The following is a 25,995-nucleotide window of genomic DNA, read 5'->3' on the forward strand; positions in this document are numbered from 1 at the left end:
CTTAAACTTTTTACTTTAAAATCATAATAGTATTTTAGAGTGGGACAGAAATCTAATTTTTTAACAAGATTTCGTCGTATGAACCTAGCCTGGCTAAGCTGACTGTAAAATGGAATGCAAGAGCTACTTGTCTTCATAATTGAAGTAGTAGTTCTTTAAAGGTTTGCTATAAGCCCATTTTTCAATTCAATCAGCCACTGCGAATTTATAAATTGAGGATTAAAAATTAAAAAACAACAAAACCCACAAGGCTTTGCTGACCATTAAAAAAACCCCTAATTAAAGGGGCTTTTGACTATAACGGGAGTTATGAATCTTCACATGTCAAAGGACACGTAGAAAACCCATCTCCGTTAAATTCTATCATGCCCTAAGACATGCCTTGGTTATTATATCAAAATAAAAGTTGCCTATACAATCAAAAACTTATTATATCGTCAAATGCGTATATTAAATTTCATAGAGTATCACATTAAGTTATAATTAATTTTTATACATCATCTAAAAGCGAGGTCATTATGCAACACTTTAAAAGTAAAATTGAACACTATCAAATTTATATATATTTTGTAGCACTTGTGCTGGGTATATTAGCTGGTTTATCCTCACAAATATTTTCTATTTTTCTAGAGTCTGTGGTTTCAATTTTTATTGGCATTTTAATGTTTAGCATGTTTTCACAAATTCCTTTTTTCAATATTCGCCAAAATCTTTTTACCACGAAATATATAATTGCATTAATTTTATCTAACTTTATAATCATACCTATCTTTGTTTTTGCTTTAATACAATTATTTGAAGTTAGTTCTGCTCCAATATTAATTGGGCTATATCTCGTACTGTTAACACCGTGTATTGATTACGTTATCGTCTTCACCGCATTAGGAAAAGGAAATGCACAGCATATGCTTATTTCTACACCTATATTATTTGTATTACAAATTATTCTACTGCCCGTTTATTTTACTATTTTTTTAAATAATGAAATCTTATCAATCATTGAAGTAGCACCATTTATTAATGCTTTTTTCACATTCATCATTATTCCTTTGATGCTCGCATTATTATTACAACTGCTCAGTAAAAAATCTAACTCTATGAATCGTGTCTTAAATCTTACTGCATGGTTACCGGAACTCTTTATGTCACTCGTACTTTTTTCAGTCGTAGGTTCACAAATAAACAAGATTACGAATGATTTAAATATTGTATTAACTGTTGTGCCTATTTATATCTGTTTTATGATTATTGCACCTATAATAGGCTTATTTTGTGGAAAGTTATTCCGTTTAGATATTCTGAATTTAAGAACATTAGCTTTCAGTACTAGTACGAGAAACGCATTGGTTGTGTTACCTCTTGCCCTTTCCTTACCAAATCATTGGGTAACCATCACTACAACAGTCATTATTACTCAAACATTAACCGAACTCATTGGTGAGCTTGTTTACATTAAAGTTATTCCTAAGCTTATAAAATAAACAATTAAAATTGAATATTGGTGTCGCTAATCCTATATTTAAATATTTAACAACTCATTTTTTAGTATAATTAATAAAAATGCTAACAAACTCATCATATATATATTCGTTTGTTAGTATTGCTGTATGGTAAACTATCTAACAAAGAGGAGCTTGATGTTATGAAAAAAATTGCATTAGTCTTATTAGGTATTGTTTCATTTGCGCTATTAGTAAAATCTATATTAAGTACATCATCTACTGATTACAGCACAGATGAATATATTGTTGAAGAAGATAGAACAAACGATCAATTTTAATCATTTTTAACATTGCAATTCTATCAAATCATTTTAGAAATAGATAAACCGAGGCTGAGTTCATATATACATTTCTCAGTCTTTTTTATATCGTTTAATCAGCATTTTTAAAATCCAATTATTTCCTATTTGATCAAAAATGCTTTAATATAATCACTAGGTAACATTTTACACTCAAAAGTTTTTGATTTCCTCTTTCTTGCACTTTCGTATTTCTATTTGATGAGGTGATAAAGATGCAAATTCTAAGAAAAGTATATGAAAACAAGGCACCTATTTATCATATAAAGACAAACTTAGGTCTATTAATTAAAGTCAAAACTGATGACAAATCGAATAAAACTGAAATAACTCACTTATTAACTGCCGTTGCTAAAGACATGGACGAAAAATTAAAAAATAATATTGAATAACGGAAAAGCTATACACCACTCGTGTTTATTCAAATAAAATACAGTCCAATAAATTGAATTAAATTCAACTTATTGGACTGTATCTTTATATTCATTAATTCATAACAACTATAATAAAACCTACAAATAATATAAGCATAGATAATCTAGGTTTTTGCTTTCCGACTAATCCACTAAGTAAGACTAATGATAGCCCTACAATGAGTAATTGACCATTAAAAGTTGTAATACCCATGGCATCACCAACCATCATAATCACACCATAAACAATGATCAATGCTATAAATATGCTACAAACCAATGATAGTATATTGAGTAATTTCATCTTTTACATCCTTTTAATTTAAATGATACTATTAATATAACTTATCGCTATTATAAAAGAAATACGCCACTTCGAAAAGTGGCGTGAAATCTCGAATCGAAAATATATTCCACACTAAAGTTTGGAGGACTTCTTGTGCTTAGTTATATTTACCCGTTTTTATATAATAAAAACCTAAATAACTAAATTGTGTAAATCGTTCTCAAATTATTTATTTGAACTTATAATTGATTTATCAATGAAGAATATAGCAATATATGTAAATATTAATAAATTTAAATAAAATTAATCATACTGTTGGAAATGAATCCAACAAAAAGTTATCCTATAGTTAAAGTATTAATAAATAGCAATTTATTTTATAAAAATGATTGCTAGTTACGATAACAACTCAATTCTTTATTTTTAACCATTATGTGTTACTAATTATATTGAATTGTTTCAGATAAAAAAGGGTGATGAAATGGAAGTACTACGCAAAGTTTATAAAGATGACGAGCCTATCTATCATGTTAAAACAGATAAAGGTTCTGTTATAAGAATTAAAGGTTCTGATGATTTAACGGACTCTGAAACTGAAGAATTATTAATGTTAGTTTCTCAAGATATTGATAAAATGAAAAAACAATAAATCAGAAGCTAAAGGATATGCATTTAAGTTGGTGTATCAACCGGAGATATTCAAACAAACATTAAGGGGCTATCACATTTGTTTAAAAAAAGTCTTTCTAAATGATTTTTCTAAAGACGATGAGTTCAAAAAGACCGAAATTACATCTAGGTAAACCCTAGTTAAATTTAAAAGAGTAGTTTCCATTTCGGAAGCTACTTTTTTTAAATCTATCTAATCCGTTTTGTATTAAATTTAAACAGTTCCAACACATTTCGTTTATTAAACTTTCTTATTATCTTGCCATCATTTCAAATTTAATATGTGGAATATCGTCTTCTAAATAAATATCAGAAACACCTTTAAAACCAAATGATTCATAAAATGATTTTAAATAGGCTTGCCCCGAAATACTGATGAGTGATCCACTATATTTTTCATTAATAATATCTATTGTTTTCTGCACAATGTTACGCCCAAAGCCTCGCATTCTATAGTTTTGTGCCACTAGCACCCTTCCGAAGCTGATATGCGACTGGCGATCAACAATACGCGTGTATGCAGCAATGTGGTTTTCATCCTTCAATATAATATGCAAAGCTTCCTCGTCGTCTTTATCTATTTCTTGGTATGCACATTTTTGCTCTACTACGAATACTTTTATCCTTTCTTCTAAAATGTGTAATAGTTCAATATTTGATAAATCTTTTGTCCGTTTAACTACTAATTCCATAAAACACCTCCTATAATTCTTAGAAAATAAACTAAATTAATATTAATGGTAATAGTTCAGTAGTCGGTTACAGTGTCTTTCATCATATATTATTATTCTATAAGCTGAATTAAATTGCCACAAGTATCATTTATAACCGCAAGTTTGGTGCCATCAACTACCTTAGGTTCAGTATGAAACTCGACACCTAAATTAACTAAACGCTCATGTGATGCTTCCATATTTTCAACACCAAACATAGTTACGGGTATACCAGCACTATATAAACCTTCTTGATAATTTTTGGCAATCTCACTCACATTAGGTTCTAACACTATTTCAACTGGATTATTAGAATTATTTTCTTTTACGGTCAACCATTTAAATTCCCCGCCCATTTCAATATCATGTTTCAGTTCGAATCCTAATTTTTCAGTATAGAATTGTTTCGCTTTATCTTGATTATCAACAAAAATACTCATAGCAATAATTTTCATATGAATCCACCTTATCTCTCTTTTTCGAATTTTTTATTATTAATACATTCTAATCCTTCTCTTATTTAACAAGCTAAATTGCATAATACCAGTATATGATAACGCCTTTATAAGTTCACTGATTTGAAAATAAATAGTGTGTATACTACAATTAAATACGGATTTTATTACAACTCGTTTGGGAGTGATTAATTGTGAAAGTACTAAATGATTTACGTGAAAAATATAATTTAAGTATCTCTAGATTAGTTGTTAATTTAAATAATAACTATGGCAAAGATTTTAGAATTTGTCAGGTTTGGGATTGGGAAAATGGATACCGTAGTGTTTCAGAAAATGATATTGCCATTCTCGCAGATTATTTTAATGTTTCTAAGCAGACATTTAATGCATAATGATATTGTTATATTAAGCTAAGTACGCATTAAGGGACAGAAATTCGAATAACGTTCTTAGTTATAATAAAAGTGGAAAACAACAATCGTTTTCCACTTTTATTTTTTAAATACGACGGTAATAAAATAATCTACACCTTCCAAACTATTTGTAACAGATGGTGTAACGCTCACAAGATCCCAATGTTGCTTTTCACTAACTTCTTGTAGGAATTCGTTCACTCGTTCATCGAAAGCTTCAAAACCCTCTTCATATTGCATATGCAATGTTTTTATCATCATAAATAATTTCTCTCCTTAAACATGACTTCTACACTTATTGTAAAATGTTCAATAGTTCAAAACAAACATTTCCTGATAGTTAATAAAGTATTGAGCAATAATAATGATGTATACTTTAAAATTCCAAAGCTATTTTAATTCATAATTTAGCCAATCTACAATTTCATTAAATATACTTTTGTTATAAGAAGATTCGTTAAATATTTCGTGTTGCAACCTGTCATAAATATGAATAGATTTATGCTCTGAGCCTATTTCATTATATAATTGAATTGAGTCCTTATAGCTAACTAAACCGTCTTCTTTACCATGTAACATTAATATATTATCCTTGAACTGCTTTGCATTATTTTTTAAATACTCAACACCATCAAGTAATGTATAAATGAGCCCCATGGATATTTGTTTCGCATTTAAATCATCTAATTTATACTTTTCAACAACTGTTTGGTCAGAACATAATCCATCACTTAATTCATTTTCTACATATTCATATGAAGACATACTTCTATCTAGCTCACCAAATAATTTAATATTATAACGTGTTAATCCCCCCGAAGTGATTATGCCATCTACTGCATTGGGATATTGCGTACCAAATAATGTCACTGTATAGCCTCCCATACTATGGCCAATCAAGTATACTTCACCCTCAAAATTCGATTCCACATAATTAATTACTGCTGATAAATCTTCCACTATTTCATTCATATTACTGTAATACGTTTGACGTCCTTCCGAGCGTCCATGTCCTCGTTGATCATATCGAATGACGTTGAATTTATTTAAATTTAAATGCCTTGTTAATTCATCATAGCGATCTAAATGTTCTCCTAATCCATGCACTACGATGATATTTGCTTGTGCTTCTTCAACATCATTAATCTTCGTATAAATTCGGGTACTATCTTGAGAATTTAAATATTTTATATAATTCATAAAATCCACCCTTTCATTTAAATTATTGCACCTCAACAATTTTATTTTAACGACTCTTTAAAACAACATGACTGTATGATTATTCATGCACGTATGAGTATTAACATATTATATCTATACCCCTAAATTTCTAATATATTTTATTTTCCATAGTATATAGAAATGGTTTAATTAAAAAATGTCAACAAAGTCAGAAACTTTGTTGACACTCTAAATTAAAATCTTATTTACAGAGACCATTTGAATACTCTGGGTTATCTTTATTTAGCAACCAATTGCCAGTATTTAAATAGCTAGCATAACTAGACCAAAGAACATAAGGGAAAAGCAAGATACCTGAAATAGTCTTGTTTTTAAAAAATACAACAACGTTAGTCGTTACTGCTATTAATAAAATAAAGCTCTCAATCAATGCGATGCCCCTTACTTTCTTTTTAAAATACAATAATGACCATAGAAAATTCAAACTAAGCTGAGTATAATGCGTAACAGTTGCTGCTTTGGTATTTGTTCCATTGCCTTTAACCAAATTATAAGCTACACCCATGCATAAATATAATATTGGCCAAACAATAGGAAACGCATATCGTGGTGGAGAATACGGTGGTTTTTCAAATTTGCCATAATCTTTTGGTGCTTCTTTTGCAGTTATTTTGCCTATAATATTTCCACCCACAAAAGGTAATAATGTTCTCGTTAACATTTTTATCATTCCCATTATAATTCCTCCTATTTCAAATTTTTTATAATTGAAGATTGTTTTATATAATCAACGTTGTAAAAACAAGCCATACTTTTGAGAAATTCTAAAAGATAAGTTTCATCTATTTTATGTTGTTGAAATTGATATTTTAAACTTTTCTGGAATTCATTTTCTGATGAACTACGTATTTTTTTAAAATACCCCCACATATGATCATAAGCATTGATAATAGAACCTTCAGTTGGCTTTAATGTTAACGCATATGAAATCAAAGATACTATATCTCCATATGTCGGATTTTGTTTCATTGTTTCTCTAATTTTATTGTAACTATTTTGGTCGTGCCACAACACTTCATATTTATATTGACGCCATAACTGTTCAATTTGATAACGTTGTGTCATATTTATCCGTACCTTTTTTAATACCACATCGTGGCGGTATTTTATCTTTTTTCCATTTATTGAATAATAATGTTTGATATAACTCAAATGCATCTTCACCGTGTACTTTATAATCACCAAAAACATAAAATGGAGGTAGTTTTTCATGTGAAAAATATTTTTGATATTCTTTTTTATAAACAATTTCTCTCAAACGTGCTATATCATTTTTAAAACCTACAGACCGTTTTCCTCCTCGTCGAATATGCTCTTCGTTCATACATTCTAAAATTTTGAAAGTATCTATAATATATGGTTCGCCATTGTTATAAACATGAGCAACAATTGGATGTTTAATATAATTACTGTTTACATCAACAAGGTTTAACTTTGCTAAACATACTCTAATAATTTGATATAATTCTAATACTTGCTTCGATAGCCTTCTATTATCTAAAAAACGTGCACTTTTCTTATGGTCTGAGCTTATTCTGAAAATTTGCATATGCATCTTCCCTTACTTATATAGATTATGAATTCTCTAACAAAGTCATTTTTAAATCCCTACATACAGTATTCACTTTTAAATATTTATATGCAAATGAGAGCTATTTCTTTCAATTTAAATTACCTCTAAAATGAATTAAGCTTCAGTAAATAGAACACTAAATTAAATACTTTTTATAATTCTTGTAAAAGCTTACTCTAAATTCGCTTAATATCAACCTTTGTCCAACTTTTATTTTACAGTTAATGATATGCTTATATAGGAGGCTGATATTAATGTCAAAATACATATTGTCGTATAATTTGAATTCTATTTCATATGGTTATGAAAAATTGCCTGCTAAATTAAATGCCTTGGGTAATGCTTTGTATATTTATAGAGGGTTATGGCTTTTAAAAAGTGATTTAGAAAGAAATGAAATATACGAAAGTATTAAAAATTCTTTTAATTCAAACGATGATTTTTTAATATTTAAATTTGAAGAAAGTCCATTAGGTATGTTGAGCGAACAAAAATACGATGAAATCTTGCAAATACTTAATGATTAAACACATCCAAAATTACTGATGTGTTTTTTATTTATATAAATTTCATGGAATAATTCTTGCTAGTAAATCATATTAATACGATTTTAAAGTGCCTGCTTGCCTGGGATATGGCTCGAGCCTGTAGTCTCTCGCTCATATTATTCCCCTAGGCGTCAGCACTTTATAAAATCGTTACTATCTCAGTTATATACACAAAATAAGTAAATCCTATAAATATTAATTTATAGGATTTACTTATTATTATTCATTAGTTATAAAATATCTTCACTAAATATATATTAACATCACTTATTTAATCGTATTTCCACCATCTAATACAATGGTTTCTCCGGTCATAAAATTGGTCGCGTCACTTGCTAAAAATAAAGCGATTGCTGCTACTTCTTCAGGTTCACCAAATCTTCCTAAAGGGATACCAGCTAAAGCGTCTTCTCTTGCCTTACCCACCCATGCTTTATCAGACAATTCTGTTGCAACAATTGTTGGCGCAATAGCGTTAACATTAATATTAAATTTTGCCCACTCAAATGCCAAGCTCTTAGTTAAATTAACAATTCCAGCTTTTGTTACTCCATAAGCAGTATGTTTATCTAATGCTATTAAAGCATTTTGGCTTGCCATATTAATAATTTTTCCACCTTCACCTTGTTCAATAAATTCATTACCAACTTTTTGAGCCATTTTAAACGAGGCAGTTAAATTTAAATCAATTTGTTTTTGCCAAATCTCGCTAGACATTGTTTCCGCTTTATCTAAAAGCGCAACACCTGCAGAATTCACCAATATATCAATACGGTCAAAAGTCCGCTTTGTTAACTCAATCGCATTATCTATATCTTGTTCATTTGTTATATCACATTGAATACCTAGAATGTGATCACCTTTCAATTCTTTTACACTATCTTTTATATCTAATACTGCAACTTTAGCCCCTTTTTCTATGTAAAAATCGGAAATTGCTTTACCTATACCACTGTTCCCCCCAGTAATAATAGCTACTTTATCTGTAATATTAAAATCTTTATCAAATCCTTTATAATTTTGCATAATATCCGCTCCTTTAACTATATATTAAGTATACTAGTTAAATTAAACGCTTACAAAATAATCCTCTTATACTTTTCTAAATATTCATTATAATTTATTGCTATTAATTCTTTTAATTTTTAACAAAAAAAAAACACCCACCCCGTAGGGTGAGTGTTAAAGATAATTTATTATTTTAAATTATGCTTTGTTAACGTTAGCAGCTTGTTTACCACGGTCGCCATCAACGATGTCGAATTCAACTGTTTCGCCTTCTTCTAATGATTTGTAACCTTCAGAATTGATAGCTGAGAAATGTACGAATACGTCGTCGTTATTTTCTACTTCGATGAAACCGAAACCTTTATCTGCATTGAACCATTTTACTGTACCTTTATTCATATGAAAACCTCCGTGTGCTTTAGCACATATATTTGTAACTTGTTATTAAAAAATCCAAAGGAGTAAAATTCAATGAATAAGACTACTTTTAAAATTTCCGAATGAAAAATTACTTGAATACAAATATACTATGGTTATAACGCTTTGTCAACATCTTCTATAAAAGTTTGTGTTTCTACAGTTTAATTAAACTATCAGATTTTAGTAAATATAAAATTAAATTAGCTTTTATTACCTTTTTTACAACAAATTAACTTTATATGTAGTACAATTAGATATAATTAGTTATACATCGTTCAAAACAATTAAAAAGTCACGAAAAATTACGAACGCATTCATTGTATAATAAATTCAATTTCCGAGGAGAAATTTATGCAAATCATTAATTATAATATCAATCTTGACCACGTCACTTATACTGTTGAAACTAAAAACGGACATGTATTTACTCACAGTTTACCGAAAGATACCACTTCAAATAATATATATCGCTACTTAGAAATTTTATCAAATAATGTAGATGGAGCTAACTCATAAATGGGCATATTAATCATTATTACTTTCATAATTAGTTTGATTCTATTGATTATTAGTTTGTTTTCATTTTATGAATTTAATAATGAGCGCAAAATCATCAACGAAAAAAACTTAGACAATAACCATGAGCTAGGTATTCAAAAACAATCTAGAAAACTCTTATTTTTTGGTGCTATCTTATTTATTTTATCAGCCGTATTTTTTGCAATTTCTATAATTTTATTATAAAATATAAAAGATAATAAACACTCCAGGTTTTTATTTTAGAACCTAAACAAACCATTTGTTATAAAAGCATTTGGTTCTTTTTTATGAGCAATTTCTTCATAATGCGACGTTAGTCGTGAATCATCCAATTTTGAAAGGACATATCATGATCAACAAAACCTTGAATTTCACTGGTTTAATTTTTATTATTTTACTTTTTTTATATACTTCTATTAATTACAATAGTTTGCCAGAGAAAGTACCTGTGCACTTTGATTTATATAGTAACCCAGATGCGTGGGGATACAAAAAAGAAATATTCATTCTTCCAATAATAATTTTAGCTTTATGGATTTTCATGTATCTTTTATTTAAGTATTACGTAAAATTCGAAAATTTTAAATCCACTTTTGAGAATAAAACAATATCCAAAGACGCTATAAATTTCAATAGAAGATTCATTACTATATTAAATTTCGAGTTATCCACGCTTCTATCTTTCATGGGTATTAAAGACGTATATAACGCTACTGGCGGAAATATTGATATAGGTATATTTCAATTTGTCATCATTTTAGTAGTTATTTTTTCTACAATTATTTTGCACCTCTACAAGTGCTATAAACACAAATATTTCTAAAGTTTACTACTTATAGTAAAACACCACTTAAAAAAGTTATTCCTCGTCTTTTAAGTGGTGTTTATATTATTATATAAACTCTTTCTGAAATGCTATGAGGCATTGTTTTACAAAAATACAGTCTTTATCTTTAAAATAGATGGCTGCTTCATATTGGATAGGCAAATTATTTTTTAATGTTTTAACATTTTCTTTCATTAAATTTGTCTTGCCTCCATTAATCCTGATATCATCGTTCAAACAGTCTGGCGCTGTGAGGACACTTCGACCTATATCCCAAGCACTAAGTAAATTATAGAATGTTTCTGTATCTAAACTTTCCAGAAAATTTAACCCTTCACTTTTCGTTTCAGGGTTTTTAATAAACAGTCCAATTATTTTATCTACACCGTTTCTTCGTTTATCATTTTTACTTGTTGTAGAAGCATTCGAGAGTATTACTTTGTAGGTATTTATGACATTATTTAAATCCATAGTTATCCAACCTCTCTAAATATCTCATTTGGACTAACTTTACTATACCCATATAGCAAATACAAAAGTATCTGTTCACTATTGTTATAAAGCATAAAGTTCTGCGCATACTTTTTAAAAAACGCTTATTTCTAAAATGATATATCAATTTCTTCTACGTAAACAGCATTGCCAGTTATTTCGATTTCATTATTTTCTGCAACATTCACTATCACCTGGCCATCCTTATTGATTTCTTGTCCTTGTTCTACAATAAGATTGATAGGCATATTACACTCTTTTTTTATATACTTGGCAAAATATGCCCCCATTACACCTGAAGCAGTGCCAGTCACCGGATCTTCTATTGTTCCTGAAAAAGTTGAAGAAAAATGACGACCATGCATATCCACTTCTTCATAATAACTTTCAAGGCAAAATGGATGTACCGACGCGTTTGGTATTTCATTTAAAATTGAAGAAAATACCTTATTATTTGGTTCCATTTTATTAAGAATATCAAGTGACTTTATAGGTATTAAAAGTGTCCATGTCCCAGTGCTTCCGTACATTATGGGTAACTCATCGACAAAATCCGCTTCTTCAATGCCAATTGCTTTTGCTAAATCATATCTGGATCCTTCAAATTTTTTAAATTGTGGTAATGCTTGTTTCATTGTTATATGTATTTCATTTTGCTCATTCATTGTAATACGTATCGGTAAGACCCCTACATTGGTTTCAATAGTTAGCTCTGTTTTATTTTCTAACCATCCGTTTGTCTTTAACGCATAAATGGTTGCCATTGTTGCGTGGCCACAAAGTTCCATCTCTTGTTTTGGTGAAAAATAGCGTATTCTAAGGTCTGCTCTATCAGATGCTATTGGAAAAGCTGTTTCATTAAACCCTACTTTAAAAGCAACGTCTTGCATCTCCGTTTCTGTTAGGTCATCTCCATTTAAAACAACTCCAGCAGGATTACCTTTATTTGGCTTTTTACTAAAAGCATCATAATGATACACTTTTATCGATTTCATCTATATTCCCCCATTTTTCTATAACTTAATAGTTTTTATAAGCGTATCATGCATCCAAAAAACTGGAAATCAGAAAATGAAAAAAACACTAGGTATCTATGGCTACCTAGCGTTTAACTTTATATCTATATTAATATTACTTAAAGCAATATATTTTTAATTATTTTTAGATATTAATAGCATTAACCACATTAAAAGAATGGAATTGTTTTACTCGCTTTCATAATATCTTTTGTAAAAAAGAATTGTCTGCCTTCTCCAGTATATGCAGGGTTCAATATCATATTCGCTTTAGCACTATATAACCATTCAGGATTAATGTCAGAATTTAGTATTTCTTGGAATTCTTGAAAATCTTTTTTCCAATTTAAATTTGGCTCCATATTTATCACCTCAAAGATATAATAGAACACTTGTTCTTGTTTGTAAACAAAAAAAGAAGTAACTGTTAAAACAGTTTACTTCTCAAATATCACATTTAGATTAGAAGAAAATGAATAGAGTATCAATTTCAAGCGTGGATACGTGAAGTCGAGCCAAACTTGTTTAAACAACTGGATTACCTTCTATTTATTTTTTTATTAATCTATTTAGCCTCCCTATTATGCTTTTTTTCATACAAGAAAGAAATAAAACTTCCAAAAAAGCCTAATAGTGCCATAATCACACTACCAAGCAGTTGATCTTTTCCTGTGCCTATAAACATTAATAAGAAGATTAAAATCCCAATTAAGATGCTCATCCCAAGAGCCTTAACGTATAATAACATTTATACTCCCTCACTAAATCCCAAAAATACCACACTAGACCATTCTATTATTTATATTTAGTATCGTAAACCGCCTTTTTACACTTTTCAGATATAAAAATAAGGCTAACGCAACGTTGCGCTCGCCTTAAATTATAATCTGTTAACTTTTTATTAATTAAATAAGAATGAGTAATTGATCAAGTGTTGTGTGCATCATCAATCTTTATAGAAGTAATCTTCGCTACATTTACATAGCTATCACAATCTTTTAGATAAAAGTAATTATATCTATGAATACCTTTTTCAAATCTTTTAAGTGCTAATGCCTTATCAATTTTCCATATATTCTCCACATACTCACGATAAACATTACCATCGCTACATTCTATTATGAATACATATACATCACTCATGTGTTGTCACCCTAATTAATATTTTATGGTTCTCATACGTTAACTCTATTATCCACCTAATGAGTTAGGGTTGCAACACAATGTGAAGTTATTTATATCAAGACACTCTTTTGCAAAATTCTGATCAACCGTTCCAATGATAAACAAATGTATTAATCATGAAGTAATTTATTGAGCATAATGAGGACGTATAAACCACATTTCAGTTTCATAATCATGTACTACTCTGTGAGCTACTTCTGTTTTTTCAGCGCCACCGCCGTCCCAATTTTGATCTAATGATTCAAATTTATCACTAGCGCCATTATAATTACCTTCCGTAACGATTGCTGTGTGACCTGCACCACTGCCAAATTCATCATTGAATACAACGATATCTCCAGCTTGTGCTTGGAATCCCTCATGATTTTTATATACCGTGGCTTCACCCTCAAAGTTATTTTTAGTTGGAATTTCTTTTGCATAGTCACCTTCTAATCCGTGACCATACAAATAATCCCATTGCTCATTCACTAAATCAAAACATTGCCAGCCATATTCATCATCATAATCCCATCCCTTACCTTCTAACGTGTTCATATGACTTATGGATTCCTCTTGAGTTGCAGCCGTCACAGCAGATGCAGTGTTTAAATGTGTAAATCCTAATATGCTTAAAACCCCTATAATAAAAAATGTAAAAATATATATGTATCGTTTAATTATAAATCTTCCCTTCTAAGTGTTATTTTACTGAATAAACTATACAAGCAATATTGTCATTGACTTGTAAGCTAAAGTGTAAAATAATTCAATCTTAGAATAATATATCATGTGGTTTTTAATTGTCGATTACACTAATATTAATTCCATTTTAATTTTTTTGGTTAATCTGTAATATTCAAATTAATTTCATTATAAAGTTATCTCAATAACCAAAAAAAGACACCTTAATTAAGGCGTCTCAAAGAATCCAAATTTGTCAGCGCTTTTTGTGCATGCTTTGAACAATCACAGAAACTGCCTGTAGTCTTCGGCTAATATTTCATCAACTAGGAAGGCGTCAGACCAAACCTCTACGATTTCTGTAACAGTTTAAAAACAATCCATAGTAATTTTTAGATTTAAATGTCGTTCTTTTCCACATTCATTCTAAATTGTTCAATTTCTTTAATATTGGTTAAAACAAATACTTTTTTATCGTTTTTATTTGCCTTAATTTTTTGTAATAAATATGGTTTTCTGTGCTTAGGAAAATTCCAAATATATTTTAAAAATGTGAGATTGATCCTTTCTTTGCAATCTTCGCCCATATCAATTCTAGTCTTACCAATATTTTTAAACAATCTCTTAAAAACTCTATAAAAACAAATTTTTCTTGGCAAATCTAAAAGTATCACACTATCTGCAGCATTTAATCTTTCATCTAAGATACCAGTATAACTTCCATCAATAATCCATTTCTTTTTTTGCAATAATGTTTTTTGAATTTCTTTTTGTTCATCAGAACTTGTCATAACCCAATTAGGTTTCCAAAATAATACGTCTAAATGAAAAACAGGTATATCTAAAGCATGACCTAGTTGTCTTGATAACGTTGATTTTCCAGAACCCGAAGACCCGATAACCATTATTTTCTCCATATATTTACCACCAATCTATTTAAATGAGTTTCATTCACTATACAATAATTTGATTACTTTCATTCTTAGCAGTTACTTATATTCATTACAGTATAATTCATGTAGTTTATTAATTAAATCATATGTAAAACGCTCAACTCTTTATATTTAACATTACCACTGATACTTAAGAAAATAATATTACAATAGATTCATTTAATAAACATGCTACATGTTCAGTAGGAATAACGAATATCAATGTTTAGATTCATATATTTAAAAATGAACCTATTGACCAAGAAAAAAATAGAAACTTATAGAAAAGTAACTAAATAGCATGAATAGACTGGTATACTTAATAGTGATAGCACTATCAACTGACAAATATTATTCTAATAATCAATTAGTCCAAATACTGAGTTATTCAATAACAATTCAGTCCATTATAAAATAAATGAATTATTCATCAGGTATTTAATTTACCCTATTATTGTTAGAATTATGTAGAACGTTGTTTTTTAAAAGAGGAGAATATTTATGAATTTAAACGAATTTCAAGCACATATAGAAGATAAATTACCAGCGTTAGATAGCTTTTACGACAAAGCTATCAACTATCAACTAGAAAAGGATAAAAGACGTCCACCGAAAAAGCGCTGGTCAGAGGCAAAAATAGAAAGAGCAGCAAATGGGATGTATAAAGATTTGATGAAAGGTATATATGAAAAAATTAAATCTTTAGTTGAAGAAAGAGAAAAGAAACCGAATGATGTATGGATTGATTATTTAGAAAAATATGAGCTGTACGAACAAATAAACGAATCATTATACGAAATAGAGTTTGATTAAACAATCACAGGTTAACCTCGTAACCCCTGTATATTTCCATCTTTCACTAGTATAAATTAACATTATTCTATTTCTGTTTTTTAAATATCATAACAAGTAGTAGAGGCTGGGACATATCACATGTCTCAGCCTCTTTGCGCAATGTTCATTCCCTATTAACTTTATTTAAGCCCCTTTATTAAATTTAATGACTGTGTAAATAAATATTGGAATTAAAATAATAAATTCTAATGTTCCTATAATGAAAATGAACACTTCAATATTAGCACTAACTATTTCATTACTTAAGATTAGAAAATCCCATAAACAGTGATATATAATAAGTGGTATAAAGCTCTTTAAATTTATTGAGAGGCAAGCATACACTATTCCACCTAAAAATACCCCAATCATTTGGTTTATCACTTCACCTATTGATGATCCGCCAAAAATATTAACTGCGTGAAATAAGGAAAATAATATCGCACTAACTAAAATAGCTGTTACTATTCCGCCCTTTTGTAAAAATGTTTGCAACACTATACCTCTAAATACTACTTCTTCACTAACACCAACTAAAAGTGTTGTTACTAATATTAAAGAAATCATTGGTATTTTGCCGGTAAAATCTCCATTTATAAAAAATACAACCAATGTAATTATGATTAGAATAATAAGAGGTAAAAACCAAAAAGAAAGCCGTATGTTAAATAATTTTTGTGTTGAGAAAAGTTTTTTATACATAAATATGGAAAGTATACTCATAATAATTTCAAAGTAAATCAATACTTTAACCATTTCAGAATTCTCATAATTATAGTCAAAAATATAATGCATTGTTGACATAGCTAATGCCATAATTAACGTAATAATCAATACAAAAAGTAAAACTTTCTTTCTTTTATTTTTCATCTTATTCCACTCTCTCATTAGTGTAATTTTAAAAACTTAACCTATTTTTTTATCAAGCTAAACCATTTCCAATAAGTTCCCATTCTCCATATATATTCCAGTGGTCCATATTCAAAGTATTTCAGCCAAATACTTGTGAATAACAATTGTAAAATATAGATTGCAATACAAATCCATAAAGTATCCATATAATCTACTTGATCACTATCCACACATAATATAACCAGCCAAATTAATAAAGTTTGTCCTACATAATTTGTAAGCGCCATTCTTCCATATAATCGTAATGGGCTTAAGATTTTAGCAAAGCTTCGTACTTTTATAATTAATAATAATAGAGAGACATAAAATAACGCTATAAATGGACTAGTAACAACGATTAATTGATCATACAAATCTTTATTTTGAATATATTTATTAATCAATTCATTGTTCGAATTATCTTCTAAAAATTTATATGTAGGAAATACATATGACTTATTTAGCAAAATCCAACTTAATGCAGACATCACACCTGAAGCACCTACTATTACAATTAACACTTTAGTCTTAAGGTTCTCAAAAATATTAAATTGACCAGCTGCCAGTCCTAATATGAAATATGGTATCGGTAATATTGTTTTACTACCTATGTATAAACAAATAGCCAATAATATTAAGCCAATGACTAAATTGATAGATCTTTTAAAATAAAAACAAGGTAATAAGATCAAGCCAATGATTGAATACAATAGTAATGCTTCTCCTGGTTGAAGCATTTGATGCAATATACCGAAACACGCTAAGATTACTAACCTTCTTATAAACACGATATTACTATTTAATTGTTTTGCTTTAGCATTGCGAATAAATATATAAAACCCGACTCCAAATAAAAATGTAAATATTGTAAAAAATTTACTTTCAACAAAAAAATCAATGAACTTTAAATAACTAGCCTGATCGTAGTTACTTGGTGCTGGCAAGACAAATATTGAAATTATATTAGTTAGAATTATTCCTAGTAAGGCGAAACCTCTCATATAATCTAATTCTGAAATTCTATTGTATTTTACGCCCTCGTTCATATTATCCTCCTAAATTAAATATCTATTTTTTAAAGTTGACTTTCATTAAGCCAAAGATAATTTTAACAAAGGCGGGTATTAATACAACTTACATTATTGTCACACTTCACTTCATTAAATTTAAAAACATACCACTTCTTACAACAAAAAGATTATTTGTATAAGGCACCATATTTCAACAAGCTTATATTCGACAATACTAAATCAACACAAACTAAAAAGACTAAGCCACAATGGCTTAGCCTTATAATCTAACGTCTGCGGGAGTTAATTACATCATTTAATACCGCTATAGGTGTTACTAAATCAAGACTCACATTGCATTACGAGTTGAGTCTAAAATATAAAAATCACAAAAACAACATAAGTCGTTGCACTTTGTACATATTCATTTTTCATACTTGTGTTAGGTAATTATTAAAAAGTGACATTACCTTCAAATTTAAGTACAGTTTCTATTTTAACAACATGATTTAAGTTAATTACTTTATTTTTTGGTTTTGTCACAAATAATAAATTCTCGGATGATTTATCAACATCAATTTCTTTAGCACGTTCTAATTTACCAGTTACCAATAATAAATCTATACTTACAACGTTTTCTTCTTTCAATAAATCAGTTACTATATTTATATTCATTTTATAAATCTCCTTTTCTTCATTACCTTCATTATACATCAAAATGTAATTTTTTACTTGATAATCAAAATTTATTATTAATTATACAATTTAATTGTTATATAATCGTATAACAATTAATGGTTTTTATAGTAATTAAGGTCATCTAATTGCAACATAATTTAAAGCTATCCCTCTACATTTATAATGATACTTAACTTAATCTTAACAATTTAGTTTCACTATTCATTTTTAAGTATAGTACAGTTTATTCAACTTATACTTAATACTCACAAACAAAAAAGGCTTAGCCATTGTGACTAAGCCTTTTGATATGGAGATGCGGGAGTTCATTAAAGCATTTATGTATCAATTCATTAAAATTTATAATCGTATTTTCACTTTTCTTTATTGTTATTATTACATTTATTTATCGTGGTTTTTATTTTGCTTTTTACGGAAATAAAAATTTAAAAATATAAATATTAGCCCAATCATTATGAATATACTATGACTTATAATTTCCAATAAAATAAATCTATCTAAATCAAAAACACTAAATACAATTGGTTGTAAAATTACTATAACCAATAAATATATAACTACTTTATTAGAAGTGAGATACTTCGCAATAATAATGCACACCTTTCTATGTTATCCAATGTTATCCAATGTAATCCAGACATTCTCATAGAGTTATTATTTCTCTAAAACATCCTCATTTAAGATTAAAAATGCTATAACACCTATTGGTACACCTAATAATGGTGTTACAAATATACTTGCTATAATGATATAAAAAACTAGCATCCAAACATCATCAGATTCCCATTTTTTATTTAATAAATAATGCCACATTTCTTTTAAACTCATTAAAAAATCACCTCTATGTTCCAACCAATATATTTTTATTTAAAAATATATTATCACACTCACACTATAATACAAACCGCATATTTATATATGAGGTTTTAACTTAAAAGTATTACTTCAAATGTTAGTTTTAATAACTCAATAACTTTCCTTCTTTCATAAGAAATATCCCCTAATCATTTCCAGTTATAGTAGTATGGATTTATATAAATATTTTTCGGAGGTACGTTTATGAATATTGAACAGAAACTTTTTGAAGATGCTAAAACCTTGATAAAAGAAAGATATCCAAATGGATGGGGTGGTGCAGCTGCAATGTATTCAAAAAATGGAAACACTTATACATCTGTTGCGCCAGAGATTATAAATGCCTCTAGTGCTTTGTGTATTGAAACAGGGGCAATATTAGATGCACATAAATATCAAGACATTATTACTCATTCAATTTGCGTTGTAAGAGATGATGAATATAGTAATTTTAAAATACTTACACCTTGTGGTACATGTCAAGAAAGACTATTATATTGGGGAAATAAAATTAAAGTCGGTGTAACAACTGATAATAAGCAACCACAATACAAATTTTTAAATGATTTACAGCCTTACCATTGGACTAAAGCTTACGATGACATTGAATTCTCAGAATAAATTTAATAAACATTAAGTCAACTATTTTTAGTTGGTTTTATTTTATATTATCTATACTTTTCGAAAATCCAGATGATTTGTTCTCAAAACCATTATTTTTATAAAAACTATGAGCATTATCCCTTTCTTCTCTATTTCCACTATTTAAAGTGATTGTTTTGCAGCCTAATTGAGTTGCTAGCGTTTCTGACTCTTTTAATAAAAGTGTTCCATATCCTTCTTCTCTATAATTAGAATCAATTACGAATGCTAGTAAACGCATATATTCTCCATCTTTTTCATAAAAAAGCATTTTACACATACCACTCAAGCCGATTATTACATCATTCTTAATTAAAAGTAACAAATAATAATCTGTATGATTATATATCTTTTTCAAACGACTGATTAATGATTCTTTTGTTGTTGGATAGCCTAAATATTTATATAAACCTAGCAGTTCATCTATCCGATTAATGTCATTCTCTTCAAATAACCTTGTTTCTATTGTCATAATATAACCTATTTATATATAAAATTTCATATGTGGCTTTTCTTCTTTATAATATTCTAATCTATCTTGCAACGTACCTGTATGCAATTCTAACTTGTGGCCGTCTGGATCAGTGAAGTATATTGACTGTTTATCTTTTACGTCTCTATTACGTCCTTCTAATATATTAACATTGTTATCTTTTAACCATTGATACCAGTCGCCAAATTCACTTTCATCTATTGTAAATGCCATGTGTGTATATGAGTATTGAATTTCATTTCTAGGTATATTTTTTTCTTCATTTAACGCTAGCCACAGACCACCTAATGTGAAATACGCTGTTTTGCCACTCTCTACTAAAATTTTAGCTTTTAATATATCTTTATAGAAAGCAATAGATGTCTTAATATCCGATACTGAATAAGTCACGTGGTTTATAGATTGAATCATAAAAAAAATCCTTTCATATTATATAATCACTTCAATGTTTTCTCCATACGATAATTTGTAGTTTCGAAACCCATTTTATTATCTAAAGATACAGCTCGCTTATTGTGTCCGAATACATGCAAACCAATACTTTCTACTTCTTTATTTTTGCAGTATTCTTCTATACATTCCATCGTTTTTGTACCTAAACCTTGCCCTGTATATGTATCTTTAATTTTAATATCATAAATAAAACATTTCTTTTGTTCTTTAACATTAAATATATGTAACCATAAATAACCTATATCTAACATTATTATAAATCACAGATAGTAAATATTGATTACTTGTATTTAACCCCTCAGGCAGTAAATTTTCAAATTCTGTACGCGCTCTTTCAATTGATCCATCTTTCTCCCAACCACCACTTTTAACATGTTCTGTAGGATATTCAATTATACTTTCCTCATAAAATGCTTTGAAAGTTTGCTGATTCATGTTTTCTAAGTAAAGACTCATATTTAATTCCTCCTTATCCTAATAAATACTTTGAATTATATGATATCATTGTTTAAATTGATTGAATATTCAAATAATAAAAATTAGGGAGTATTAAAATTATGATAAAAGCAATTTTATTTGATTTAGATGGAACAATTTTAGATCGACCTTCTTCGTTAAATAAGTTTATGGATTATCAATATGACAAATTTATTAACTATCTAAACCATATTGATAAAAATACTTTCAAAAGGAAATTTATTGAGTTGGATCAAAATGGTTATGTTTGGAAGGATAAAGTTTATACACAATTAATAGATATCTTTAATATTAATCATATAACCGCTGACATTTTTCTAAATGACTATATCAACAATTTCAGAAAACATTGTTTACCATATCCAAATCTAAAAGAATTGTTAGATATACTTGTCTCAAAGAATTACGAAATAGGTATTATCACAAACGGAAAATATCCTTTCCAATACAATAATATTAAAGCATTACAAATCGAACAATACATGGATGTAATTTTAGTTTCGGAAAAGGAAAACATCAAAAAACCTAATCCTCTTATTTTTGAAAAAGCAGCTAAAGAATTAGAAGTAGATTTATGTGAGTGTATTTTCATCGGTGATAGTTTTAAAAACGATTATGAGGCATCTAAATTAGCAGGAATGCATAGTATATACAGATTTAATGGAGAAAATGATATTCCTAATGTAACTGATAGTATTCAAAATTTGTATGAACTAACTGGTATTATTAAAAAATGTTAATGAGTCCATATAAATTATTCGTTAATATTATATATTTATAATTAAAATGAAAAGGTGGATACGTATGGAATTCAGAAAAATTCAAAGTGAAGATTACAATAATTGTGCAAAAAATTTAGTTTCGGCTTATAAGGGACCTCCATGGTATAATAATTGGTCTGAAAAAGAAGCATTACTTAGAATTGAAGCTACAATGAGCGGCTTTAATTCTAGAGGTTATATCATTGAAGAAAATCACAAAATAATAGCCATGTGCATAGGTAGAATAGACTATTATTTTAGTGGCATGAACCAATTTTGCATAGACGAATTTCATGTCGTTCCTGAATTCCAAAACAACGGTATAGGTAAAATATTAATAAATTCTGTCTCTAATTCACTCAAACTTAGTGGAATATATAAAATTTTTCTAATTACAGGTGGAGAACTAGCAGCAAATTTTTATACAAAAAATGGATTTATAAAAACAAACGAAGGAATCATAATGGAACTCGAATTATGATTAAAAAAACAGGTACAATTAGGATCAAAATAAACAATATCAATTACGTGTAACATTGAGATTTGAAATATGTATCAAATTAAATACAAAAAAGGCTTAGCCACAATGGCTAAGCCTTTTGATATGGAGACGGCGGGAGTTCATTATACCGTTTATGTATACGTTTAAAAATCGCTATAAGTATTGATATATCAATGTTTACATTGTCTTAGTATATCAGTGTAAAATGTTAAAATTGCAAAAACAACAAAAATTTGTGCACTATAGATTCGTCTGTTTATTCTTAGTTTTATAGTTCTTCTCAAATTTATTGAATAATCTCCTATAATCACATATTTTATTTTTATATAAATGTTATGATTTTTATTAATTAAATAAACTTAAACTTTTAAACTTTTTTTAAGTTTTCCTCTATCATTGTCTCAATTTTTTCTATATTCCTTGGAACTTCTTGTGTCAAATAATCATTTGCGATTTTTATTGCTTCATTAAAATCGGTACCTTCAGGGTTAATTAATTCTCCTTTTCCTTCTTCAAAAACATAATCAGTATTTACCTCCAAATATGGTAATAACATTGTAGGTTCTTGCAGATTTTTTATATCATCAAAGTTTATTGTTGTGGATATAATTTCAACTTTTAATCTATCGTATATATTTTCCCAATTTTTATAATTTTCTTCATAAGTTTCAAAGTCTACTCGTTCTCCTCCATTTTGTATAGAGTCTATAATTAAAATGTTTCCTGTATTAATTTCCCTGATTTTTTCACATGTTCCTTTAATTTCTATTAATAATTTCATTACTTCCTTATTAGATTTACTTGTTTGATCCAATTTATATTGTTCTATTGCATTTTTACCTGAAACCTTCGCTCCTAAATAAGCACCTCCAATGGTCGCAAAAATAGATACAAAAGAGATACAAACTTTAATTGCTTCTACTTGATTATCGTATATCCTCATTAAATAAAATACTATTAATATTATTAAACAACCCAACATACCAGAGAATATATGCCATTTATATTTACCTATTTTTCACACCTACTATTTTTATTTTAATGTAATTATCCACACTATTGAAATTTAAATCAAGTTTTTTTGTGTGTAATTAATTATTAATTGATTATAACTCTGACATCCACTCTGTGCTGCATCGAGAAACAGATTTACGCAACGTTGTTCGATTAGCGCTATATAGTCACTTTTATATTACTGTTAATCATAAGAAAAACCACCGAATTGCAATTGTAATCATAACTTTTTATTATCACTTTTATTTTTTAGGTATAGTACAATCAAGTTATTAATTATTTTAAAATATGTCTAATTAATTTGCATCATTACTTGAATTATGAACATCATAATTGGGAATAACAGTATTTACTGTTTTAAATATATAAATATTATTAAGGGAGAAATGCATAATGAAAAAGGTCATTTTTTTATTAATATCAAGTTTTTTAGTATTAGCAGCATGTGGGAATAAAGAAGAAAGTAAATCGGAAAATAAAAAGGAAATGAAGTCATTTAAAAAAGACGATAAACCAAAACCAAGTAAAACAACTGAAAATGAAACTGTCGAGGACTATCCAACGTATGAAGAAGCGCAACAACAAGAGCAACAAAACACTAACCAATCAAGTAATGTTACAACAAGTGAAACAACTGAAAACATTAATGAAAAGAAACAATACAATGATGGTAACTACTATTCGTCACCTGAAGAGTATAAAGAAACTTTGACAGAAGAACAACAAAAGCAACTCACACCTGGTACTTCCCTACCCGTTGACGAACAGCAAGCGTTGTTAGACAAAGCTAACAAAGAAATGCAAGGTAATAAAGTCGATTATAATCAAGAGGTACAAGAGTGATCTAGTGTAGGTAATATTGTTTTAGAGACAATATAAAATGCATTATCTATACAACGAACATTTTGTCTATAAAAAACAAGAGAATACTTCTATAGACTTAATAGTAATGTGACATTAAATTATTATACATATAATTCAATTAAAGGAGTACGCTATGTCAACCAAACATAATACTTATGAAAAAAAATATACTTATTATATGGAATTGTTAAATTTATCATATTCTCAACTCGTTCAATATCTTATAAAGAAATATGGTGAAGTATTAGACGAATTCTATAGAGAGAAATCATATCAAAGGTTTTTAAACAAAGAAATTAAAAGCATTACTCGTGGTAAGTATTCAAGAGCAAAAGAAGGTTTGTATTGTCACCATATTCTTGAAAATAAATATGAAAATATATCTAGCAAAGATTTTATAGCTCACTTTAAATATCCCTATGAATATCATAAAAAAGAAAATTTAGTTTATTGTGACTTAATTGAGCATTTAATATTACATGTTTTGATAACCAAAGAAACAAAAGGTGAATATGGAGTAAGAGGACTTTGTGTATACTTAAAACCAACTATAAAAGAATGGTATATAGATGAATATGAACCTAAAAAAGAATGGATGAAGGTTGCCAAAGAAAAAGCTTCTTTATCAAAGCATTACATTTTAAAACTATTCTCAAATATCGATGAAAAATTAATTGATGTTGAAACATATCAAGAACTGGAAGAAAGTGAAAGAAAATTAGAGAGAATAAGTAAAGAACGAGATTTAATTTATGAAAAAAGAGTGCAAAGACATATGCAAAATTTAAATATTACTCGTGCAGAATTTGATGATAATGAAGGTTTCATAATCAAAGAAGAAAATTTGTACTCAAATAGATATAGTATATTTAATTTTAAAGCAAATAAAAAATTATCAAGGGCGGAAGTTCTTAATGACCTTGCTTTCTTTCTAAGTTTAAATAAATTTGGTAGAACTACAGGATATGCTACAGATGAATTTAAATCAGAAAAAATCAATATTATAAAAGAAGATTTAGTAGAAGAAACCGAAGCAATTATTGAAAGATTAAAAGAAAAATTAATAGAGGCTAAGTATTATAAATTAGAAGATAATTATAATATTTAGTTTTAAAATGGTAAAAATATACTGTTTATCTTGGAGAACATAGTGGTTTTGTTGTGGAAAACTCCCCGGTAGGAAATACGATAGCTACAGGCAAAAATAATGTATATCCAAAAGTTATTAAATTAAATAAGTAGAGAGTATAAGGAAAAACAATTGAGGATAAATAACTGACCTAGATTAATTTCTAGGTTTTT

Annotated in this window: 39 protein-coding genes and 1 pseudogene; 14 read left to right on the forward strand and 26 right to left on the reverse strand. The window is 28.2% G+C overall.

The features are described from left to right. The first annotated feature begins 518 nt into the window (after window positions 1-518). From MHB47_RS09830 to vraX (MHB47_RS09840), 3 genes are all read left to right on the forward strand, one after another. On the forward strand, window positions 519-1,481 hold the full coding sequence (locus MHB47_RS09830; RefSeq protein ID WP_340756424.1) for an arsenic resistance protein: 963 nt from the start codon (window positions 519-521) through the stop codon (window positions 1,479-1,481). Window positions 1,482-1,642: 161 nt separating this feature from the next. Continuing rightward, on the forward strand, window positions 1,643-1,780 hold the full coding sequence (locus tag MHB47_RS09835; protein WP_340756426.1) for a hypothetical protein: 138 nt from the start codon (window positions 1,643-1,645) through the stop codon (window positions 1,778-1,780). Window positions 1,781-2,016: 236 nt separating this feature from the next. Beyond that, a complete protein-coding gene (vraX, locus tag MHB47_RS09840) occupies window positions 2,017-2,193 on the forward strand; it encodes a C1q-binding complement inhibitor VraX (protein ID WP_002508210.1) in 177 nt (58 codons plus the stop codon). A gap of 94 nt (window positions 2,194-2,287) precedes the next feature. Here the strand turns inward: vraX (MHB47_RS09840) and MHB47_RS09845 are convergent, their stop codons facing one another. Beyond that, window positions 2,288-2,518, reverse strand: a complete 231-nt coding sequence (locus tag MHB47_RS09845; RefSeq protein WP_021339902.1) for a hypothetical protein — start codon at window positions 2,516-2,518, stop codon at window positions 2,288-2,290. Window positions 2,519-2,981: 463 nt separating this feature from the next. Here MHB47_RS09845 and vraX (MHB47_RS09850) point away from each other — a divergent pair, with 463 nt between their 5' ends. Further along, entirely contained in the window at window positions 2,982-3,149 is a 168-nt protein-coding gene (gene vraX, locus MHB47_RS09850) for a C1q-binding complement inhibitor VraX (protein ID WP_002508212.1), read from the forward strand. Window positions 3,150-3,423: 274 nt separating this feature from the next. Here the strand turns inward: vraX (MHB47_RS09850) and MHB47_RS09855 are convergent, their stop codons facing one another. Both MHB47_RS09855 and MHB47_RS09860 read right to left on the reverse strand, forming a co-directional pair. Further along, complete coding sequence (locus MHB47_RS09855) at window positions 3,424-3,861, reverse strand: GNAT family N-acetyltransferase (RefSeq protein WP_002512205.1); 438 nt, start codon at window positions 3,859-3,861, stop codon at window positions 3,424-3,426. Window positions 3,862-3,953: 92 nt separating this feature from the next. Beyond that, entirely contained in the window at window positions 3,954-4,337 is a 384-nt protein-coding gene (locus tag MHB47_RS09860) for a VOC family protein (protein ID WP_340756428.1), read from the reverse strand. A 194-nt stretch (window positions 4,338-4,531) separates the two neighbouring features. On the opposite strand from MHB47_RS09860, the gene MHB47_RS09865 reads away from it, so the two are divergent. Then, complete coding sequence (locus MHB47_RS09865; RefSeq protein WP_340756430.1) at window positions 4,532-4,732, forward strand: helix-turn-helix domain-containing protein; 201 nt, start codon at window positions 4,532-4,534, stop codon at window positions 4,730-4,732. 99 nt (window positions 4,733-4,831) lie between these two features. Here MHB47_RS09865 and MHB47_RS09870 read toward each other — a convergent pair whose 3' ends face one another. The 5 genes from MHB47_RS09870 to MHB47_RS09890 form a co-directional block, all read right to left on the reverse strand. Then, window positions 4,832-5,014 (reverse strand): hypothetical protein, encoded by a 183-nt coding sequence (locus tag MHB47_RS09870; RefSeq protein ID WP_002508216.1) that lies wholly within the window; start codon window positions 5,012-5,014, stop codon window positions 4,832-4,834. A 129-nt stretch (window positions 5,015-5,143) separates the two neighbouring features. After that, on the reverse strand, window positions 5,144-5,953 hold the full coding sequence (locus MHB47_RS09875; protein WP_340756432.1) for an alpha/beta hydrolase: 810 nt from the start codon (window positions 5,951-5,953) through the stop codon (window positions 5,144-5,146). Window positions 5,954-6,176: 223 nt separating this feature from the next. Next, entirely contained in the window at window positions 6,177-6,671 is a 495-nt protein-coding gene (locus MHB47_RS09880; RefSeq protein WP_340756434.1) for a TspO/MBR family protein, read from the reverse strand. An 11-nt stretch (window positions 6,672-6,682) separates the two neighbouring features. Beyond that, window positions 6,683-7,060: a DUF1722 domain-containing protein gene (locus MHB47_RS09885; protein WP_340756436.1), complete on the reverse strand. Its 378-nt coding sequence runs from the start codon at window positions 7,058-7,060 to the stop codon at window positions 6,683-6,685. Further along, on the reverse strand, window positions 7,038-7,544 hold the full coding sequence (locus tag MHB47_RS09890) for a pyrimidine dimer DNA glycosylase/endonuclease V (RefSeq protein ID WP_340756438.1): 507 nt from the start codon (window positions 7,542-7,544) through the stop codon (window positions 7,038-7,040). The genes MHB47_RS09885 and MHB47_RS09890 overlap by 23 nt, the downstream gene beginning before the upstream one ends. Before the next feature lie 278 nt (window positions 7,545-7,822). On the opposite strand from MHB47_RS09890, the gene MHB47_RS09895 reads away from it, so the two are divergent. Beyond that, a complete protein-coding gene (locus MHB47_RS09895) occupies window positions 7,823-8,095 on the forward strand; it encodes a hypothetical protein (protein WP_340756440.1) in 273 nt (90 codons plus the stop codon). Window positions 8,096-8,383: 288 nt separating this feature from the next. On the opposite strand, the gene MHB47_RS09900 is transcribed toward MHB47_RS09895, so the two are convergent. Beyond that, on the reverse strand, window positions 8,384-9,142 hold the full coding sequence (locus tag MHB47_RS09900) for a GolD/DthD family dehydrogenase (RefSeq protein WP_107517145.1): 759 nt from the start codon (window positions 9,140-9,142) through the stop codon (window positions 8,384-8,386). Between the two features lie 180 nt (window positions 9,143-9,322). Continuing rightward, window positions 9,323-9,523 (reverse strand): cold-shock protein, encoded by a 201-nt coding sequence (locus MHB47_RS09905; RefSeq protein ID WP_002508223.1) that lies wholly within the window; start codon window positions 9,521-9,523, stop codon window positions 9,323-9,325. A 537-nt stretch (window positions 9,524-10,060) separates the two neighbouring features. On the opposite strand from MHB47_RS09905, the gene MHB47_RS09910 reads away from it, so the two are divergent. Beyond that, on the forward strand, window positions 10,061-10,288 hold the full coding sequence (locus MHB47_RS09910) for a hypothetical protein (RefSeq protein WP_340756443.1): 228 nt from the start codon (window positions 10,061-10,063) through the stop codon (window positions 10,286-10,288). 145 nt (window positions 10,289-10,433) lie between these two features. Continuing rightward, the gene (locus MHB47_RS13485; protein ID WP_426462309.1) at window positions 10,434-10,907 is read left to right on the forward strand and encodes a DUF1648 domain-containing protein; all 474 of its coding nucleotides are present in this window, start codon (window positions 10,434-10,436) and stop codon (window positions 10,905-10,907) included. A 69-nt stretch (window positions 10,908-10,976) separates the two neighbouring features. Here the strand turns inward: MHB47_RS13485 and MHB47_RS09915 are convergent, their stop codons facing one another. The 7 genes from MHB47_RS09915 to MHB47_RS09945 form a co-directional block, all read right to left on the reverse strand. Beyond that, complete coding sequence (locus MHB47_RS09915; RefSeq protein WP_021339893.1) at window positions 10,977-11,381, reverse strand: hypothetical protein; 405 nt, start codon at window positions 11,379-11,381, stop codon at window positions 10,977-10,979. A 131-nt stretch (window positions 11,382-11,512) separates the two neighbouring features. Next, complete coding sequence (locus MHB47_RS09920; protein ID WP_340756445.1) at window positions 11,513-12,397, reverse strand: PhzF family phenazine biosynthesis isomerase; 885 nt, start codon at window positions 12,395-12,397, stop codon at window positions 11,513-11,515. Window positions 12,398-12,588: 191 nt separating this feature from the next. Next, a complete protein-coding gene (locus MHB47_RS09925; protein ID WP_340756447.1) occupies window positions 12,589-12,780 on the reverse strand; it encodes a hypothetical protein in 192 nt (63 codons plus the stop codon). A 203-nt stretch (window positions 12,781-12,983) separates the two neighbouring features. Then, window positions 12,984-13,166 (reverse strand): hypothetical protein, encoded by a 183-nt coding sequence (locus MHB47_RS09930; protein ID WP_002508229.1) that lies wholly within the window; start codon window positions 13,164-13,166, stop codon window positions 12,984-12,986. Between the two features lie 179 nt (window positions 13,167-13,345). Next, entirely contained in the window at window positions 13,346-13,561 is a 216-nt protein-coding gene (locus tag MHB47_RS09935) for a hypothetical protein (protein WP_002508230.1), read from the reverse strand. A 168-nt stretch (window positions 13,562-13,729) separates the two neighbouring features. After that, window positions 13,730-14,140, reverse strand: a complete 411-nt coding sequence (locus tag MHB47_RS09940; RefSeq protein ID WP_340756449.1) for a CHAP domain-containing protein — start codon at window positions 14,138-14,140, stop codon at window positions 13,730-13,732. Window positions 14,141-14,664: 524 nt separating this feature from the next. After that, window positions 14,665-15,183, reverse strand: a complete 519-nt coding sequence (locus MHB47_RS09945; protein ID WP_340756451.1) for a DNA topology modulation protein — start codon at window positions 15,181-15,183, stop codon at window positions 14,665-14,667. Window positions 15,184-15,699: 516 nt separating this feature from the next. On the opposite strand from MHB47_RS09945, the gene MHB47_RS09950 reads away from it, so the two are divergent. After that, window positions 15,700-16,011 (forward strand): hypothetical protein, encoded by a 312-nt coding sequence (locus MHB47_RS09950; RefSeq protein WP_340756453.1) that lies wholly within the window; start codon window positions 15,700-15,702, stop codon window positions 16,009-16,011. Window positions 16,012-16,176: 165 nt separating this feature from the next. Here MHB47_RS09950 and MHB47_RS09955 read toward each other — a convergent pair whose 3' ends face one another. From MHB47_RS09955 to MHB47_RS09970, 4 genes are all read right to left on the reverse strand, one after another. Beyond that, window positions 16,177-16,902: a CPBP family intramembrane glutamic endopeptidase gene (locus tag MHB47_RS09955; protein ID WP_340756455.1), complete on the reverse strand. Its 726-nt coding sequence runs from the start codon at window positions 16,900-16,902 to the stop codon at window positions 16,177-16,179. 41 nt (window positions 16,903-16,943) lie between these two features. Beyond that, window positions 16,944-17,969 (reverse strand): DUF418 domain-containing protein, encoded by a 1,026-nt coding sequence (locus tag MHB47_RS09960; RefSeq protein ID WP_340756457.1) that lies wholly within the window; start codon window positions 17,967-17,969, stop codon window positions 16,944-16,946. Window positions 17,970-18,386: 417 nt separating this feature from the next. Then, window positions 18,387-18,608 carry a hypothetical protein gene (locus MHB47_RS09965; RefSeq protein WP_021339885.1) on the reverse strand — a complete coding sequence of 74 codons (222 nt, stop codon included), beginning with the start codon at window positions 18,606-18,608 and terminating at the stop codon, window positions 18,387-18,389. A 678-nt stretch (window positions 18,609-19,286) separates the two neighbouring features. After that, window positions 19,287-19,460, reverse strand: coding sequence for a VraH family peptide resistance protein (locus MHB47_RS09970; RefSeq protein ID WP_002512200.1), 174 nt, complete (start codon window positions 19,458-19,460; stop codon window positions 19,287-19,289). Between the two features lie 231 nt (window positions 19,461-19,691). Here MHB47_RS09970 and MHB47_RS09975 point away from each other — a divergent pair, with 231 nt between their 5' ends. Beyond that, window positions 19,692-20,108, forward strand: a complete 417-nt coding sequence (locus tag MHB47_RS09975) for a cytidine deaminase (RefSeq protein WP_002508239.1) — start codon at window positions 19,692-19,694, stop codon at window positions 20,106-20,108. A 37-nt stretch (window positions 20,109-20,145) separates the two neighbouring features. On the opposite strand, the gene MHB47_RS09980 is transcribed toward MHB47_RS09975, so the two are convergent. From MHB47_RS09980 to MHB47_RS09995, 4 genes are read right to left on the reverse strand one after another with little or no spacing between them, the layout of a single operon-like run. Next, a complete protein-coding gene (locus MHB47_RS09980; protein ID WP_340756459.1) occupies window positions 20,146-20,601 on the reverse strand; it encodes a GNAT family N-acetyltransferase in 456 nt (151 codons plus the stop codon). Between the two features lie 12 nt (window positions 20,602-20,613). Then, window positions 20,614-21,033, reverse strand: a complete 420-nt coding sequence (fosB, locus tag MHB47_RS09985) for a FosB/FosD family fosfomycin resistance bacillithiol transferase (RefSeq protein WP_340756462.1) — start codon at window positions 21,031-21,033, stop codon at window positions 20,614-20,616. A gap of 26 nt (window positions 21,034-21,059) precedes the next feature. Continuing rightward, window positions 21,060-21,326 carry a GNAT family N-acetyltransferase gene (locus MHB47_RS09990; RefSeq protein WP_340756464.1) on the reverse strand — a complete coding sequence of 89 codons (267 nt, stop codon included), beginning with the start codon at window positions 21,324-21,326 and terminating at the stop codon, window positions 21,060-21,062. Continuing rightward, entirely contained in the window at window positions 21,289-21,531 is a 243-nt protein-coding gene (locus tag MHB47_RS09995; protein ID WP_340756466.1) for a hypothetical protein, read from the reverse strand. Before MHB47_RS09995 ends, MHB47_RS09990 begins: the two co-directional genes overlap by 38 nt. Window positions 21,532-21,632: 101 nt before the next feature. On the opposite strand from MHB47_RS09995, the gene MHB47_RS10000 reads away from it, so the two are divergent. Then, window positions 21,633-22,292: an HAD family hydrolase gene (locus tag MHB47_RS10000; RefSeq protein WP_340756468.1), complete on the forward strand. Its 660-nt coding sequence runs from the start codon at window positions 21,633-21,635 to the stop codon at window positions 22,290-22,292. 64 nt (window positions 22,293-22,356) lie between these two features. Further along, window positions 22,357-22,794 carry a GNAT family N-acetyltransferase gene (locus MHB47_RS10005; protein ID WP_340756470.1) on the forward strand — a complete coding sequence of 146 codons (438 nt, stop codon included), beginning with the start codon at window positions 22,357-22,359 and terminating at the stop codon, window positions 22,792-22,794. A gap of 388 nt (window positions 22,795-23,182) precedes the next feature. On the opposite strand, the gene MHB47_RS10010 is transcribed toward MHB47_RS10005, so the two are convergent. Further along, on the reverse strand, window positions 23,183-23,758 hold the full coding sequence (locus tag MHB47_RS10010; RefSeq protein WP_340756472.1) for a hypothetical protein: 576 nt from the start codon (window positions 23,756-23,758) through the stop codon (window positions 23,183-23,185). Between the two features lie 464 nt (window positions 23,759-24,222). On the opposite strand from MHB47_RS10010, the gene MHB47_RS10015 reads away from it, so the two are divergent. Together MHB47_RS10015 and MHB47_RS10020 are read left to right on the forward strand one after the other, a co-directional pair. Next, on the forward strand, window positions 24,223-24,672 hold the full coding sequence (locus MHB47_RS10015) for a hypothetical protein (protein WP_340756474.1): 450 nt from the start codon (window positions 24,223-24,225) through the stop codon (window positions 24,670-24,672). Window positions 24,673-24,826: 154 nt separating this feature from the next. Continuing rightward, window positions 24,827-25,396, forward strand: a pseudogene (locus tag MHB47_RS10020) (hypothetical protein); the annotation flags it as partial. Window positions 25,397-25,995 lie beyond the last annotated feature (599 nt).

Source organism: Staphylococcus sp. FSL K6-3157 (assembly GCF_038005145.1).
GTDB lineage: Bacteria > Bacillota > Bacilli > Staphylococcales > Staphylococcaceae > Staphylococcus > Staphylococcus equorum.

Bases quoted from the DNA above. Each gene is read 5' to 3' on its own strand.
- MHB47_RS09995 (WP_340756466.1), bottom strand. From the start codon at position 21,531: ATGAGTCTTTACTTAGAAAACATGAATCAGCAAACTTTCAAAGCATTT.
- MHB47_RS09855 (WP_002512205.1), bottom strand. From the start codon at position 3,861: ATGGAATTAGTAGTTAAACGGACAAAAGATTTATCAAATATTGAACTA.
- MHB47_RS09915 (WP_021339893.1), bottom strand. From the start codon at position 11,381: ATGGATTTAAATAATGTCATAAATACCTACAAAGTAATACTCTCGAAT.
- MHB47_RS09980 (WP_340756459.1), bottom strand. From the start codon at position 20,601: ATGACAATAGAAACAAGGTTATTTGAAGAGAATGACATTAATCGGATA.
- MHB47_RS09930 (WP_002508229.1), bottom strand. From the start codon at position 13,166: ATGTTATTATACGTTAAGGCTCTTGGGATGAGCATCTTAATTGGGATT.
- MHB47_RS09970 (WP_002512200.1), bottom strand. From the start codon at position 19,460: ATGAGTTTAAAAGAAATGTGGCATTATTTATTAAATAAAAAATGGGAA.
- MHB47_RS10010 (WP_340756472.1), bottom strand. From the start codon at position 23,758: ATGAGGATATACGATAATCAAGTAGAAGCAATTAAAGTTTGTATCTCT.
- MHB47_RS09950 (WP_340756453.1), top strand. From the start codon at position 15,700: ATGAATTTAAACGAATTTCAAGCACATATAGAAGATAAATTACCAGCG.
- MHB47_RS13485 (WP_426462309.1), top strand. From the start codon at position 10,434: ATGATCAACAAAACCTTGAATTTCACTGGTTTAATTTTTATTATTTTA.
- vraX (WP_002508210.1), top strand. From the start codon at position 2,017: ATGCAAATTCTAAGAAAAGTATATGAAAACAAGGCACCTATTTATCAT.
- MHB47_RS10000 (WP_340756468.1), top strand. From the start codon at position 21,633: ATGATAAAAGCAATTTTATTTGATTTAGATGGAACAATTTTAGATCGA.
- MHB47_RS09885 (WP_340756436.1), bottom strand. From the start codon at position 7,060: ATGACACAACGTTATCAAATTGAACAGTTATGGCGTCAATATAAATAT.
- MHB47_RS09870 (WP_002508216.1), bottom strand. From the start codon at position 5,014: ATGATGATAAAAACATTGCATATGCAATATGAAGAGGGTTTTGAAGCT.
- MHB47_RS09925 (WP_340756447.1), bottom strand. From the start codon at position 12,780: ATGGAGCCAAATTTAAATTGGAAAAAAGATTTTCAAGAATTCCAAGAA.
- MHB47_RS09875 (WP_340756432.1), bottom strand. From the start codon at position 5,953: ATGAATTATATAAAATATTTAAATTCTCAAGATAGTACCCGAATTTAT.
- MHB47_RS09990 (WP_340756464.1), bottom strand. From the start codon at position 21,326: ATGTTAGATATAGGTTATTTATGGTTACATATATTTAATGTTAAAGAA.
- MHB47_RS09880 (WP_340756434.1), bottom strand. From the start codon at position 6,671: ATGGGAATGATAAAAATGTTAACGAGAACATTATTACCTTTTGTGGGT.
- MHB47_RS09910 (WP_340756443.1), top strand. From the start codon at position 10,061: ATGGGCATATTAATCATTATTACTTTCATAATTAGTTTGATTCTATTG.
- MHB47_RS09830 (WP_340756424.1), top strand. From the start codon at position 519: ATGCAACACTTTAAAAGTAAAATTGAACACTATCAAATTTATATATAT.
- MHB47_RS09920 (WP_340756445.1), bottom strand. From the start codon at position 12,397: ATGAAATCGATAAAAGTGTATCATTATGATGCTTTTAGTAAAAAGCCA.
- MHB47_RS10015 (WP_340756474.1), top strand. From the start codon at position 24,223: ATGAAAAAGGTCATTTTTTTATTAATATCAAGTTTTTTAGTATTAGCA.
- vraX (WP_002508212.1), top strand. From the start codon at position 2,982: ATGGAAGTACTACGCAAAGTTTATAAAGATGACGAGCCTATCTATCAT.
- MHB47_RS09860 (WP_340756428.1), bottom strand. From the start codon at position 4,337: ATGAAAATTATTGCTATGAGTATTTTTGTTGATAATCAAGATAAAGCG.
- MHB47_RS09835 (WP_340756426.1), top strand. From the start codon at position 1,643: ATGAAAAAAATTGCATTAGTCTTATTAGGTATTGTTTCATTTGCGCTA.
- MHB47_RS09940 (WP_340756449.1), bottom strand. From the start codon at position 14,140: ATGAACACGTTAGAAGGTAAGGGATGGGATTATGATGATGAATATGGC.
- MHB47_RS09975 (WP_002508239.1), top strand. From the start codon at position 19,692: ATGAATATTGAACAGAAACTTTTTGAAGATGCTAAAACCTTGATAAAA.
- MHB47_RS09905 (WP_002508223.1), bottom strand. From the start codon at position 9,523: ATGAATAAAGGTACAGTAAAATGGTTCAATGCAGATAAAGGTTTCGGT.
- MHB47_RS09900 (WP_107517145.1), bottom strand. From the start codon at position 9,142: ATGCAAAATTATAAAGGATTTGATAAAGATTTTAATATTACAGATAAA.
- MHB47_RS10005 (WP_340756470.1), top strand. From the start codon at position 22,357: ATGGAATTCAGAAAAATTCAAAGTGAAGATTACAATAATTGTGCAAAA.
- MHB47_RS09960 (WP_340756457.1), bottom strand. From the start codon at position 17,969: ATGAACGAGGGCGTAAAATACAATAGAATTTCAGAATTAGATTATATG.
- fosB (WP_340756462.1), bottom strand. From the start codon at position 21,033: ATGATTCAATCTATAAACCACGTGACTTATTCAGTATCGGATATTAAG.
- MHB47_RS09945 (WP_340756451.1), bottom strand. From the start codon at position 15,183: ATGGAGAAAATAATGGTTATCGGGTCTTCGGGTTCTGGAAAATCAACG.
- MHB47_RS09935 (WP_002508230.1), bottom strand. From the start codon at position 13,561: ATGAGTGATGTATATGTATTCATAATAGAATGTAGCGATGGTAATGTT.
- MHB47_RS09955 (WP_340756455.1), bottom strand. From the start codon at position 16,902: ATGAAAAATAAAAGAAAGAAAGTTTTACTTTTTGTATTGATTATTACG.
- MHB47_RS09845 (WP_021339902.1), bottom strand. From the start codon at position 2,518: ATGAAATTACTCAATATACTATCATTGGTTTGTAGCATATTTATAGCA.
- MHB47_RS09890 (WP_340756438.1), bottom strand. From the start codon at position 7,544: ATGCAAATTTTCAGAATAAGCTCAGACCATAAGAAAAGTGCACGTTTT.
- MHB47_RS09965 (WP_021339885.1), bottom strand. From the start codon at position 18,608: ATGAATATAAATATAGTAACTGATTTATTGAAAGAAGAAAACGTTGTA.
- MHB47_RS09895 (WP_340756440.1), top strand. From the start codon at position 7,823: ATGTCAAAATACATATTGTCGTATAATTTGAATTCTATTTCATATGGT.